The organism is Bacillus sp. FSL W8-0102 (assembly GCF_038007225.1).
GTDB lineage: Bacteria > Bacillota > Bacilli > Bacillales > DSM-4216 > Bacillus_O > Bacillus_O smithii.
This window is the reverse complement of the sequence record NZ_JBBOWT010000001.1, coordinates 470,826-484,592: the sequence shown is the minus strand read 5'-3', so window position 1 is coordinate 484,592 and position 13,767 is coordinate 470,826. Positions and strand designations below refer to the sequence as shown.

12 protein-coding genes and 1 tRNA gene are annotated in these 13,767 nt (G+C 40.6%); 3 read left to right on the top strand and 10 right to left on the bottom strand.

Features of this window, described 5'->3' with window-relative positions; all coding sequences use genetic code 11:
• Positions 1–49: 49 nt before the first annotated feature.
• The 6 genes from N1I87_RS02380 to N1I87_RS02355 form a co-directional block, all read right to left on the bottom strand.
• Positions 50–1,075 (bottom strand): sugar-binding transcriptional regulator, encoded by a 1,026-nt coding sequence (locus tag N1I87_RS02380; protein WP_270584099.1) that lies wholly within the window; start codon positions 1,073–1,075, stop codon positions 50–52.
• 186 nt (positions 1,076–1,261) lie between these two features.
• Positions 1,262–1,540, bottom strand: a complete 279-nt coding sequence (locus N1I87_RS02375) for a glutaredoxin family protein (RefSeq protein ID WP_341100490.1) — start codon at positions 1,538–1,540, stop codon at positions 1,262–1,264.
• A 202-nt stretch (positions 1,541–1,742) separates the two neighbouring features.
• Positions 1,743–3,071, bottom strand: coding sequence for an RNA polymerase factor sigma-54 (rpoN, locus tag N1I87_RS02370; RefSeq protein ID WP_341103266.1), 1,329 nt, complete (start codon positions 3,069–3,071; stop codon positions 1,743–1,745).
• A 153-nt stretch (positions 3,072–3,224) separates the two neighbouring features.
• Positions 3,225–3,437, bottom strand: coding sequence for a hypothetical protein (locus tag N1I87_RS02365; RefSeq protein ID WP_341100487.1), 213 nt, complete (start codon positions 3,435–3,437; stop codon positions 3,225–3,227).
• A gap of 36 nt (positions 3,438–3,473) precedes the next feature.
• A complete protein-coding gene (locus N1I87_RS02360) occupies positions 3,474–5,009 on the bottom strand; it encodes an S-layer homology domain-containing protein (protein WP_341100485.1) in 1,536 nt (511 codons plus the stop codon).
• Between the two features lie 112 nt (positions 5,010–5,121).
• The gene (locus N1I87_RS02355) at positions 5,122–6,303 is read right to left on the bottom strand and encodes an IS701 family transposase (RefSeq protein ID WP_040037972.1); all 1,182 of its coding nucleotides are present in this window, start codon (positions 6,301–6,303) and stop codon (positions 5,122–5,124) included.
• 495 nt (positions 6,304–6,798) lie between these two features.
• On the opposite strand from N1I87_RS02355, the gene N1I87_RS02350 reads away from it, so the two are divergent.
• Together N1I87_RS02350 and N1I87_RS02345 are read left to right on the top strand one after the other, a co-directional pair.
• On the top strand, positions 6,799–7,464 hold the full coding sequence (locus N1I87_RS02350; RefSeq protein ID WP_340396148.1) for an MOSC domain-containing protein: 666 nt from the start codon (positions 6,799–6,801) through the stop codon (positions 7,462–7,464).
• 725 nt (positions 7,465–8,189) lie between these two features.
• Complete coding sequence (locus tag N1I87_RS02345) at positions 8,190–9,068, top strand: IS982-like element ISGsp1 family transposase (protein ID WP_341100483.1); 879 nt, start codon at positions 8,190–8,192, stop codon at positions 9,066–9,068.
• Between the two features lie 3 nt (positions 9,069–9,071).
• Here the strand turns inward: N1I87_RS02345 and N1I87_RS02340 are convergent, their stop codons facing one another.
• From N1I87_RS02340 to N1I87_RS02325, 4 genes are all read right to left on the bottom strand, one after another.
• Complete coding sequence (locus N1I87_RS02340) at positions 9,072–9,314, bottom strand: PBECR3 domain-containing polyvalent protein (protein WP_341100482.1); 243 nt, start codon at positions 9,312–9,314, stop codon at positions 9,072–9,074.
• Positions 9,315–9,744: 430 nt separating this feature from the next.
• Positions 9,745–10,812 carry a hypothetical protein gene (locus N1I87_RS02335; RefSeq protein ID WP_341100481.1) on the bottom strand — a complete coding sequence of 356 codons (1,068 nt, stop codon included), beginning with the start codon at positions 10,810–10,812 and terminating at the stop codon, positions 9,745–9,747.
• Between the two features lie 198 nt (positions 10,813–11,010).
• On the bottom strand, positions 11,011–12,213 hold the full coding sequence (locus tag N1I87_RS02330; protein WP_327825349.1) for a transposase: 1,203 nt from the start codon (positions 12,211–12,213) through the stop codon (positions 11,011–11,013).
• 493 nt (positions 12,214–12,706) lie between these two features.
• Positions 12,707–12,778, bottom strand: a tRNA-Arg gene (locus N1I87_RS02325).
• A 263-nt stretch (positions 12,779–13,041) separates the two neighbouring features.
• Between N1I87_RS02325 and clpP the strand changes: the two genes are divergently transcribed.
• Positions 13,042–13,635: an ATP-dependent Clp endopeptidase proteolytic subunit ClpP gene (clpP, locus tag N1I87_RS02320; RefSeq protein ID WP_003353530.1), complete on the top strand. Its 594-nt coding sequence runs from the start codon at positions 13,042–13,044 to the stop codon at positions 13,633–13,635.
• The last annotated feature ends 132 nt before the right edge of the window (positions 13,636–13,767 follow it).

The window sequence follows — 13,767 nt, the reverse complement described above, 5'->3', positions numbered from 1 at the left end:
CCTCCTTCATAGTTTCAGGATGATGGTAAAATTTATCCTTTAAAAAGGGTTAAATCCCTTTTAAAAGCATTTTTGCTGCTGCTTCATCTGTAATGAGCACCGTTGATTTAGGCGCGCTTTTCAAATAAGCGAAAATCGCTTTACCTTTAGAAGCGCCGCCAGCTACCGCAATGACATCTTTGGCCTTTGATAAGTCTGACAGCTGCAAACCGATAGTGGAAACTTTATGTACTACTTTTCCTTCTTCATCAAAGTAGTAGCCAAAAGCTTCTGCGACTGCCTTTGCTTTGACGAGTTTTTCCATCTCCGCCGGGCTCGTATTTCTGCGTTTTGCCATAACCATAGCATCACCGATGCCGTGGAGAACCATATTGGCGGATGATATCAACGTCAAAATTTCCTTAATCGGTTTTTCCTTCATCAATGAAGCATACACTTGTTGGCTGACTTGGTCCGGTGCATAGAAAACCCGGTATTTTTGGCCCGTATTCTTCGCCATTTTGGCGCAAATATAATTGGCTTGATTGGATACATCTTCGCCAATACCTCCGCGAGCAGGGACAAACATGATTTTTTTATTGGAAAAATCGGGTGTCAGTGTTTCAGCAACAGCCGCCATCGTAGTTCCACCTGTTACGGCAATGATATTTTCTCCCAATAATCGTTTTTTGATACTTCGGGCACATGCACGCCCCATTTCTTGTTTTACCCAAGGAGAAGTATCGCTGTTGCCGGGCACAATAAATACAGCTTGGATTTGAAAATATTCCTTAATTTTGTTCTCCATTTGGTTAATTCCCGAAATTTCCCGCATCATGTCTTCAATTTCACGCAAAATGGTTTTCCCTTCGTCGGTAATCACCATTCCGGTGGAGCGAATCTCAATCAGATGCTGATTTTTCAAAAATTCAACTTCGCTGCGAAGCACCCTCTCCGTCAAGCCGACTGCTTGGGCCAAAGTACGCCTTCCTACAGGGCCGGACAGCCAAATGGATCTTAAAATTTCATAACGTTTTTGCATGATTTGCAGCAGGTCTGGTACTAGCTTTTTTTGAACTTCAAGAAATGTACTCATTCATGCTTTGACTCCTTTATTCAGTTGGACATTTTTAGTCCCGCATAGACTTATTATGTCCCACCTGCTGTAAAAAAATGATCCCTGCTTGCGATTTTATTGTAGCAAGGATAATGGAAGAAATCAACGATGAAGAACACGATTTTACAAACCCTTCCTATTTCGTTAACAATATTGAAATATTTTTTATTTAAGCCGTCCCAACAACGTGGGGTAATCAACACGTCCGTACTGGATCATTTCACCGTCGTATTCAACAATGGGAATCATCATGCCGTACTTTTCCATCCATTCATCCTTCTCTTCAATATCCCGTTCTTCTATTTTCAATGGCACTAATTCGCCGACAAGCATCAAATTCATTTTTGCTTCCAAACATAATGGGCAATCTTTCTTTGTATAAAGCACTATATGTTTCACGGTCGTTCCTCCTGTTTCATCCCAATTGGTTCCACCAACCATCATAGGCAACCTCCCTTGCCATTTAATCCGCTTTCTTCATCGTTCACTCTTTCGTCAACCGGTTCATTGCACGAGACATTCCGATCCGACAATCCCTTGTCATCGAGAAACATACATTGAAAAATCATGATTTTTCTTTTCAATATTAAAGCTGCGAACCAATCCGTATTTGTTTTTTCGATTCAGTCACCCGGACGAACGATCGTTATGACTCATATCGCTTTCTTTTGGATGACGAAGGGATATGCAGTTGATCTCGATATTTAGCGACTGTTCTTCTTGAAATCATGATTCCTTCCATCTTAAGTCGATCACATATTTCTTGGTCGGAAAGCGGGTGTTTTTTATCTTCCTGCGCTATCATGTTTTCGATCAACCCTTTCACCCGTCGGCTGGATATTGCCTCGGCGTTGTCTCGGGCAGGTACGGCGTTAGTGAAAAAATAGCGAAGTTCCAACGTACCATAAGGAGTTTGCATATACTTTCCCCTTACCGCCCTGCTGACGGTTGATTCATGAATTCCGAGTTCTTCCGCAATTTCCTTCATTGTCAAGGAAGTTAAATTTTGCGGCCCTTTCAAAAAGAAATCCCGCTGTTTTTCCACTATTTTCAATCCAACTTTTTGAATGGTTTCTCTCCGCTGCTCCAAGCTTTTCAGCAGCCATTGATAATCTTGGAATTTTTCTTTTAAAAACATTTTCAACTCTTGGTCATGATTGTTGGAGACTTCTTGAAAGTATTCTTTTTGAAAGACAATTTTAGGCATTGTCTCATCCAAAAATTTCAATTCTATTTTCTCCCCGTGCATCGACACGGACATATCAGGGATAATATATTCATTTGACCGGCTCGATTGAAAAGCCGCTCCAGGACGAGGATTTAACGTTTGAATATAATCTGAGGCTTTTTGAATGTCGGACAATTCCACTTTTAATGTTTTGGATAACCCTTTCCACTTTTTCTCTGCAAATTCATGAAAGTGGAAGCGGATTATTTGTTTTGCTAACGGAGGCGCATTTGTATCTTTATCCATTTGCAGAAGCAGGCAATGCTGGAGATGGTATGCACCGACACCGGCCGGCTCCAGTTCTTGAATAATCGAAACAGCTGTTTGTACTTCGTCCACCGATGTTTTCAGCAAAGCAGCCGCTTCTTCCGGACAGATGGTTAAATAACCGTTGTCATCTAAGTTCAGCAGCAAAAAATCGAGCACTCTCTGAATCGTTTTTGACACTTTAATTCCGGACAGCTGCAAACGCAAATAATCCGCAAGCTGATAAGAATGATCGGCAATTTGTTCAATCCAATTTTTATCGTCATGAATCCTTTTCGTCTGCTTGCGGCTTCTCCATCTATCGAAATATTCCAGCGGCGGAGTCTCTATCTGAATAAACGGATTTTCCATCGTTTTTTCTTCTAAATATTCCGCCAATTCTTGCGAGGAGTATTGAAGCAGTTCAATCGCTTGCGACAGTTCTTGAGTCATCGCCAGCTTCTGCGTTTGCTGGAGCCAAAGCCCGCTTTTCAATTGCATACTCATGTCTCTCCCTCCTCCTTATTGTTGTTTTACAATATATGATCATTCACGATTCATGTTTTAAAAGCGCTTTCATTTATTATTTTATAAAGATATCCATCGGAAATGAACTATTTTTTCAAAAAATCCATTTTTTCGACAATATTCAGCCTAGATCGCTCCCTTCCCTATCAACAGAAAAACGGGTGGACCAAAAAAGCCTATCCATCCAGCTGCCCAAATCGCAAAAAAACCTTTTGCCCCACCCCGTCCTATCATCAAACTAAATAACACCTGCAGACCGAATGTAATTCCAATCGATCGGGAAAATAAAATACGATCATCGCCATATGTAACAAAACTCCCAAAAATTTTTTCCTTCATTTTCGTTTCACTTCACGGAAGTTTTTTGATTACATTTTATTCCGTTAATCCTTCAAATTGCGGTAACGGGTAAGTGGAAAAATCCAATCGTTTATAGCGAGGAATTGAACGAGTATACCATCCTAATTCCTTAGCGAACTCTCTTGCTGGAACATAAACGGTTCCGTTTTTTGCTTCCACATTGACGGACAATGTTTTGGTTTCTCCATTTACTTGAATTTCATTGCTTCCCGGTGTGAGTTTGATCGTTGTGCCATTATATTGAACGGTTTTTCCATCATTGGACACCGTGACAGTTGGAACTTGGGCAAACAAACCTTTGATATCCACCATCACCACACCGGACTTTGTATAGGTTGGTTGAACTTGACCCACTGTCACCTTATCATGCCCATATACACCAAATTGAGTATATGGAATATGCAAGTCGATCCAATACTGATTAGGTTCTGTCGGTTGAGAAGGCATAGTTAACAAAACTGGATGTCCTTCAGGATAAGGTGAATTATAAATTTCTGAATCCTTATAAGCCTTACCGTTGAATGAAATAATTTCATAATTTGGATAATGAGCGCTTATAAGGGTCTTTTCAGGCATCAAATATTCAATTTGTTCTTTAAGATAATCTTCAGGATTCGGAAGGCTCTTATATGCGTCTTGGGATTGATGTAATTCGTTGTAGTAATTTTTCAGCAAATCATCTGTTACAATCCCACCACCGGGCACGATACCATCAATTCTCCGAACCAACGTCCAGTCTCCATATTTTTCATGAAGTTGAGCCAATGACATATTGACATAATCAGGCACTTTATCCGAAGGATTCGACGGTGTAGATGGACCTGTTGGATCGCTTGGTTCAGTTGGATTTGTTGGTGTAGATGGACCTGTCGGATTGCTCGGTTTGGTTGGATTCGTCGGCGACGGTGTTGATGGACTTCCTGGATTACTTGGTTTCGTTCCATTTTTTTCTAAGACTTGCAGCACTCGGCTCACTAAAACACTTGAAGAAGCACGATCAGCTTTCTCGCTTGGTGCAAAGGTACCGTTGGTTTTTCCTTTAATGATTCCGTAATGAACCATCCGTTTAACAGATTCCAAAGCGTAAGGTGGAATTTTGTCCTTAAACTTCAAATTTTCCTTTTCCTTGAAGTTCCCTTTCAGATTCATCGCCCGATCTAACATGACAGCCATATCGGCTCGTGTCACAGGAAGATCAGGATTAAATTTACCACCTGTTCCCTTTACAATTCCCGCGCTTGCAGCACGACTAATTTCATCATAAAGAGCCTTCGATTTTGGAACGTCCTTAAAATGGCTGCTCCCATTTGGCAGATTGAAAGCTCTGGCAATCATGCCGGCAAATTGTCCTCTTGTTACCGTTTCATTCGGATGAAATGTGCCATCAGAATAACCGGAGACAACGCCGCGTTCTGCTAGTTCCATAATAGCTGAATAAGCAAAGGAACTTTTCGGGACATCTCGAAAGTCGCTGTCAGCAGCAAAAGCAGGGATAGCACCTGCCAGCAAAGCCGCAAATGCCAAAGCACCTGCAAAATTCTTTTTCTTCAATTTATATGCCTCCTTAAATCCAGAAAAATTTCACTACTTTTATTATACAAACTGTAGTTGAGCAATTTTAATTACAATAATTACCATGTAAAAGAGACAAACAGGGTACCCCTTATGCCACGTGGAGCTGTTTTTTCACGGTATCAATGGGAATATTTTGTTTCGCTGCACGGTAAATGAACTCCACGAGGCTATGTCCTTTTCTCTTGCGCAGAAGATCGAGCCCATCAGAAAAATCGCTGTTCGACTCGAACATGCTGTACACGTAAGCAAGCTGCACCAAGATCCAGTAGCGTTTCACCGCCCGACGTCCGCGAACGCGGTATCCATCGAGTTTCAGCTGGTCTTTCGCTTGACGGAAAAAACATTCGATCGACCAACGCTGGGCATAGTAGCGCAAGATCTCTTCATCGCTTAGATCCCGGTCGGTGCTCAAGACGCAGTGAAGATGTTCCGATGTCATCGGCTGATCGGCTTTCCAAGCGAGCAGCACCACGGCATCATCGAGACCTTTGAGAGAGCCTTCGTAGCGATAAACCCGATAACGCTCTTCTCCCACCGTGACGAGGTGAGTGTCTTTCGGTTCGATGTAGCGGGCAAACTCCCTCACCTGAACCGCAATGCCTTTTGGATAAAGAAGCCGATTGGCCTTGAGCATTGCGATTACGTGGAATCCCTTTTTCAGACAAGCTTCCACGAGCGTTTGCGATGGATACCAAGAGTCCATCAGCACATAAACAGGACGGTGTACATCCAAAGAAGAAAGCATCTCGATCGCGAGTTCCCCCTTGCTTTTCCCAGCCGCCTTGTCGTAGAGGCGGAACGCAAAGGGAAAAGCCTGGGTCATCGTATGAACCATGAGCCAAACGAGAGAATGTCCCCAGATCGACTTTTTCTCTGTGTGAGAATAGTGCCAATCACACCCTTGAATGGCGTGCGTTGCCTGTGACGAAGGCTTGGTTTTTTGGCAAATCGTATCATCGATCGAAACAAAAAGGGGTTGATTCTCCTGTTTGGCGATGCGTTCGACACGACGAAGCATCCACTGTTGAAGTTTGCGAAGCAGCGTCTCTTCATCCCAAGGGCTTTTCGTGAAAAAATGGCTGAGTGTCGTGCGGTGGTTCGGATGAAAGCTCCAATGATGAAGATCGGTCAATGTTCCCGCAAATCCTTTGGTGGTCAGCGCATCCACGATATGAACGAGATGCTTCATGACAGGTTTTGAAAAATAAAGTGCCAACCCCAACATCGTGAAAAACTTGTGGATTCCTTGATGATGTGCTAATCTATTCATGAGACATGAACCTCCTTGTGAATAGTTTTGGTGACACATCTATTCTAATCAAGGAATCGGGTTCATGTCTCTTTTTTTGTTTGGTTGTAAATTTATGTTAGCGAATTTGCTCATCTATAGTACAAAATTATCTTTCTTTCATGGTGATAAATTCCATTTAATCCTTTTTTTCAATCGGACCATTGCCGCTATCTGTTTAAGTTCATCTATAGATAAAATTTCAGCAAGCACCTTTTTTTCAGTTTTTCTATGAGAATTGGTTTTGTTTTATCGTATAAATCTTTCTTTCATATTCTTTTGGCGAAAAAGAATCTTGAAAAGACTTAACTTAAAACTGATCTTGCCGAATTCATCATTCCATGTCGGGAATTGCGTTATAAAATGAATGAAAGGGATATCCCGGCATCAAAACAAATCACCCTCTGGATTTTTTAATATTTCAAATGTTAAGATCATTTTAAAGAAAAATCTACAGAAAGCAGGGATATACGTCATATGAAGGATCGTAACATTGAAATCATCCACTTTGCTATAGGACTTCCCAAAACGATGCAATACGGCAATCAGAAGGAAATGAAAACCGGGATATGCAAGAACAAAACAGAAGAAGCTTTTCTTACCAAAGAAGGTTTTCGCGGAGATGGAGTGGCCAACCTAAAATACCACGGAGGCCCCGACCGTGCCGTCTGTATCTATCCGTATGAACATTATCAGTTGTGGGAGAAAGAATTTGATACTTCATTGCCTCCTTCTGCGTTCGGAGAAAATCTTACCGTGGCCAACATGTTAGAGCAAGATGTTTGTATAGGAGATATTTATCAGTTAGGAGAAGCGGTCATACAAATCACGCAAGGGAGAATTCCATGCAGCACTATAACCAGAAGAACGAACATACAAGGTCTACTTAAGAGAATGGTAGAAACGGGCTATACCGGTTATCTTTGTCGGGTTCTAAAAGAAGGCACTGTTAGACACCATTCAAAGATCGAATTGATTCAACGCCATCCGCAACAAGTTTCTATTCTTTTTGCCAACGAAGTTTATTTCCACAGACAGAGAGACGCAGAAGGGATAAAAAAAGTATTAGAGGTTCAAGAATTAGCCAAATCATGGCGTGAATCGTTAAAAGAGCGCTTAAATAAATTAACGGCGTCTGTTTAGCATTCCGATTACAGAACGGGCTTGGTATTAAAAATCACCATAAAACACATCTTTAGATCAAATAACCACGCGGCAGTGCTTTTTTCGAAAAGTAAAATGTTTCGGGGTTGGAAAAAACAAAATCAAGAAAGAGGTTCCCTTTCTTACTTTTATAAACCACCATTTTTGTAGAAAGAGGCGACCTTTCTATGTTGAAGAATCATAAAAACAATTGTAACGATTTACAAAAAAGTGTTCTTCTTTCGAAAAGAAAAATTCCACAAAAAACTTGACTCACACTAAAAGGGGGACAAGTTGCCAAAAAAATGATCATACGGTATACTAACTATAAAGAATGACATATGTTAATAATGCAAGGATTTTCTGAGGATGGAACAGGCAGCCATCGCCCTTGGTGGAGATGCGGGAGTGCCACCCCGCCTAAAATCCTTGCCTGCGGAGCCATAGCCGACAAAGCTATGGCTTTCTTATTTGTTTTAATGCTCCCTTTTTCTTATACTTTTGGATTTTTTCATCTCCCATAATAAACAGCGTACGAGCATAATACATCCCTCTATTGCTTGCCCTGACAGCGACTAAAACATGATCATCTTTATCCTCATCATAAAATACTTTTATATACCCGTGGTGCTAGATAAAACTCAGACAAGCATAAAAATAGCCCTTGCTGGCGGATCTCCAGTAGAATGAAAGTGTCACCCAACATTCGAAAGGAGAGATCCCCCATGCAAGAGCACTTTCATTTTACTACAGATCCAGCCAAACTTCAAAAACAATATGCCGCTATTTTCTGTTTTGTTTCTGCCCAACTGTCGTTGATTCAAATGTATCTTCATCGCCGCAACCGTCACTTGGTCAAGCAAGAAGACGAAGTGGTCATGGCGGTTCACCTTTTGGGGAAGCTGCTGGGCTTTTCTTCCGAACGAGCCTGGCATCGTTTTGTCACGGGAAATTTGTTCACAAACGGCTCGTTTCTTGAACGCTCCCGATACAACCGCCGCTGCCGAGCGCTTGGTTTCGCCATCAAATGGATCCGTCATGAGCTGGCGAAACGTGGCCAACACCATGCTTATGCGGTCGTCGACAGCTTGCCTCTTCCGTTGTGCCATCCCGCAAGAATGCAGCGCGTCAAGCGGTTTCGAGGGATCGCGGATATGGGGTATTGTGCTTCCAAAAAGCAATGGTACTACGGTTTCAAGCTGCATCTTCAAGTGACCAATCAAGGGCTGGCCATGGGCTATGTCGTGACGGAAGCGTCCTGCCACGACGTCAAAGCCGCTGAAACGGTGATGACTCAAATCCCTCATCCCTACAACTTTGGGGACAAAGGGTACATCAGCCACGCTCTTCGAGAAAAGCTGTACGAAGAACACCAAGCCGCGTTCTGGACACCGTCTCGACACAATCAAAAGCACGGCCCATCCAAGGCATGGGAAGAATGGATCAGGAAAAAACGCAAAGTCATCGAGACGGTGTTTTCGATTCTCGTAGACCAATACCGGATCACCGACATTCGAGCGAATTCCATTGCCAGGTTTGAAGTGGCACTCGATGGCATCTTGTTGGCTTATTCCTTGGTCACACTAGGGCTGGTTGAGCGCTGACACTCAACTAGCACCACGGGTTTTTATATATTCAATTGAATCTTTTTTGGGATGTTTAGCAACATAATCAGGCGAGTTCAGTATTTCAGTTAATTTGTCTCCGTACTTCTTAAAGTCCTCCGGATGTTCATTTCTCATATGTTTCAGGTTTGTCTCACCTACGAAAATTGGCGTATTGGGACTCACAGATAAATTCAATATATTTATGACGATTTCGTTTATTTCGCCAACCTTTTCCGGCTTCATCGAACTCTCTCCTACTCATTTTTCTTCTCCTTCCAAATTTCCTCTTCAGTTTCTTTAGTTATGTCTGTAATTGTACAAAAAAGAAAAAAGCCAAGTTGTTTTTATTTGACACTATCATAGTAGCAGGCTTTTCTCCGTATTAGAATGGTTTCAAAAAACATACAAATAAAAAAATATCGTTTAATACATATGAATCACTAAGGGAATTCATTTAGTTGAAGATAGAGTTACTCCTCAATGGGCATATACTATGATTTTTGGCAGTGAATAAATCAAAATAAACCGATTTAAATATGTGAAAAACCGAAGCAAATAGCCATTAAAATATTGATCCAAAGCATGTAAGAAAGAGGCTTATCGAACCAAAATAGGCGTTCAAGAAATAGAAAAAAGCACAGCTGCTCAAATAGAGTGACTGTGCTTTTTATTTTCACATTAAATTAGATTCGTTCTTATCATGCAACGCATTTAAAAAATCATTTAATGAATATTCCTTTCTTTTTTGCCAATCACAGATATAACCTTCCAATTCAAATGAATCCTCGAAATTAGTACACAATTTGATGACAGTTTCAAAACTGGCTCCGTAAAAACTAATATACCCAATTAATGTAGTACCTATTTTCGTTATTATTAATCTATGGGACAGTTCAGGAAATGGTATAGGCGAAAACATTTCGAATCTATTATTTTCTCTTGCTAATAAAGTAGCGAACTCATTTTCTCCTCCATTTACTATCCAGTCACGTAACGGATCAAAACGTTCATTCAAAACAAATTCTTGCCCTTTTGTAAATGCTAAGTAATTGAAAACAATCTTTGCACAAGTCCTGAAATATCGGTCATCCATCTGTATAGTTTGATGAACCTTCGGTTGTACAGTAGCATATTGAGGAGTCCCATTTTCAAATACTTTTTGGGATAGGATCTTTTCAATAAAACCATCTATTTCTGAAATGAGGGCCTTATTACTTAAAGCTACATGCCATTTTCCATCATGGTACCCAATAATAAAATCACCTTTTCCGAATCTTTCGTCCTCATGAAGTATATACTTATAATCAAATTTCGGTAACTTTTTCACAAAATCTTTGAACTGTTTTTTATACTCGCCAAATGAGCGATCTGAAATAAAATGAACGGTTCCATTTATATCAATCTTCAATTGTGGAATAACATATGGCCGTCCTAAACTGATATATCCTAATTCTATTAAATCGGGGGCATCTCGACTACTCACACGTGTTACGTTTGACTTGGTTGCTTTTTTAGGTGATAAATTTCCTCTTTTTCCCGGTCCATAAAATTGTCGTGGAAAAGCTATTAATGAGTTTCGCATGAACTCCAATTCTAATGCTGAAAAAGCGTTATTACATTCATGACTCACGTAACCTTGAGGGAGCTTTTGAATACCTCCTATTCCAGCAGGAAAAATATGTTCCTCCGAAGTAAATGAAAGCTCTGGCTCGGTTCCCTTTAAGTAAATACAAACCCGCATAAAACCACCCTTAATTTTCAAATATTCTGAATTATTATTGTCCTTATTTTAATTGAGAGTTTTGCAAAATTAGATTTTTATTAAAAAGAGTTTTAAAAGAAACCCAAATAAATTGGGGTATTTTGTATCTTTGGTTTACAAATATTCTGTTTGTCCTTTTTTGGGCGTACTTGCAGAATTTTTCGCTTTAAAAATTTTTTAAGCGGTTTGTTGCTTTTTACTCTCTTTTGCCATTGCGAGAGCTGAAACCAGTAATACGATGGCGTTCAAGTAAATATGAGTTTTTACTTTATCGATTCCCCACACATGCAGGGAGTTCGCTGTAAGATCACTTTTCATTCTTGAATTGCACCGTTCTACACTGGTTCGCTCATTGTAAAGTTCTTTCCAACGTTTGGAATCGCGGTGTGGATTAGAGTACCGGCGAAGATCCTTATTCACGTTAATTTTTACTACCATTCCATAGTTGGAGGATGAACAGGCTGCCATTCCTAATGGGCAATCCACTTTTCCGGTTGCGTGTGGACATCTGAATTTGAGCTGATCCTTATTGGCTCCCCAATAAGTCATTTCGTACCCCATCGAACAGCGTGGGGTTCCATTGGAGGCAATTCCTTCGGGAGGCTCCTTTTCATTACGCAAATTGAGTGGAATAATAGCTTGAGCCCCAATGTTCTTGGCGGATTCGTAGTTTTTAAGCTGGTCGTACCCACCATCCATTATCAGGAAATCAATTTTAGAGTTTGTACAACTCTTTACTTGTTCAATTAATTGTGGTGCGACATCCCCATCGTTGATATGAGCAGGGGTTACTTCAATCGCCATTGGTAATTCACTTTTGGTGTCAACGGAAAGATGCATCTTATAGCCAAACCAAGTCATTTTATTACCGAAGGAATCAAACTTTGCCCCCCAATTGGCGTTGCCTGTTTGTTCACTTCGCTTCTTAGGCTGCTTCTTTTCGTAAGCATCAATGGCGGCACTGTCGATAGCCTGATGTTTTCCATCAATTACTCCTTCCTCTTGAGCTAACTGGACGAGATCTTGAAAGATTCTTTTCACAAGTCCAGTTTTGGTTAGTGAAGAAAATACTCGGCTAAGAGTAGAGATGGATGGTGCAGGCCTGCTAATATCTAAACCACATTGGTAACGAAAACGCAGGTCATTTTTCAATCGATTGTGAAGAGAAGTAAAAGTATCAATACCTTCTAATGGGGCAGCGATAAGAGCCCTTAATATCCCTTCTTTGGAATGTCCTTCAGCCCCTTGGGGTGAAGAACTTTTCAATTGTTTAGCATAAGGACGCAAATCTAGAGCACTAAAAAAGATCGGTAATTTCTCTTTTGACTCTAAAATTTGCAATTCTTCAAAGGAAAATAGACTTTCTTGTAGAATATACAAAGTGACTTCCTCCTTTTGAATTTTTGTGGTTTCGTCACTTCAAAAATTCTACATTTTAGGGGTGAAGTCCTTTTTTGTGTCTTTGAAATCCTTATGGCTCTTGGGTCAAAAAATATGCAAAATGCTCAATTATATAAAAACGTCAACTTCATTTGACCGAAATTTTTGAGTTTAAAATAAACCTGCGCTTCCAGATAACTCTCAAAATTCCTGTACATTTAAGGCAACTAATAAATCAGCTAAAATCAAGCACAAAAAACGGTGTTCCCACGAATTCATTTTCGCTGAAACACCGTCTTATAGAAGCGCCCGACAAGTTGATTTAGCGATGGAGGAGATTTACCGTGATGCAAAATAGCCGTGCAAAATTCGTGCAAAATTTTTTCAAAATCTATAGGATTCTTTCGGATTCTCGAAAAAGAAAAAGCGACCGCAAATGCAGTCGTATCAAGGGATTAAAGAAATTCAATCCGAACCAGTCGGATACTTGGAACGCCCTCGGCAGGAATCGAACCCACATTTCAAGAACCGGAATCTTGCGTGTTATCCGTTACACTACGAGGGCATATAATGAATCAGTACGGTTTTAAATTATAATGAAAAAACAATCATAATGCAAGAGTTTTATGGAAAAAACTTTGTCTTCCGGCGGATTTTAAAAGTTTAAATTCGAACGGACATGGGTACAATGTTCGATGTGTACAAAAAAATTATTTTTTATAAGCTTTTATGTTTGACCTTTATTGACCTTCATTGTATGATTACATTACATAAGTTTCTCTTCGCTAGAAATTTTATGAAGAAATTTGAAAAAGGAGGAAAGTTGGTATGAACCTAATTCCTACAGTCATTGAACAAACCAACCGCGGGGAACGGGCGTACGATATTTACTCACGTTTGTTGAAAGACCGTATTATTATGTTGGGCAGCGCGATCGACGACACTGTCGCAAACTCTATTGTAGCTCAGCTTTTATTCCTTGAAGCAGAAAATCCGGAAAAAGACATCTCCATTTACATTAACAGTCCCGGCGGAAGCATTACAGCCGGAATGGCGATTTATGATACAATGCAATTTATTAAACCAGATGTCCAAACTATTTGTATCGGGATGGCCGCTTCCATGGGAGCATTCTTGCTTGCAGCAGGAACGAAAGGAAAACGTTATGCTCTTCCAAATGCCGAAGTGATGATCCATCAACCGCTTGGCGGCGCACAAGGTCAAGCAACCGAAATTGAAATTGCCGCTAAACGCATTTTGTTCTTAAAAGATAAATTAAACAAAATTTTATCAGAACGCACTGGCCAGCCGCTCGAAGTCATTGAAAAAGACACAGACCGCGACAACTTTATGACGGCTCAACGCGCCAAAGAATATGGCTTAATTGACCATATCATTAGCCGAAACGATATCAGCAAATAATTTCGTTTACTCCCATCGAGCGGAGAATCGCCTCGTTCGATGGATTGTCTTTTCCTAACATCAGGAATAGAGAGAGTCCAGTGGTTAAGGCGGATAAGACTAATTTGGTTCGGTTCCCTCACCATCAAGCCC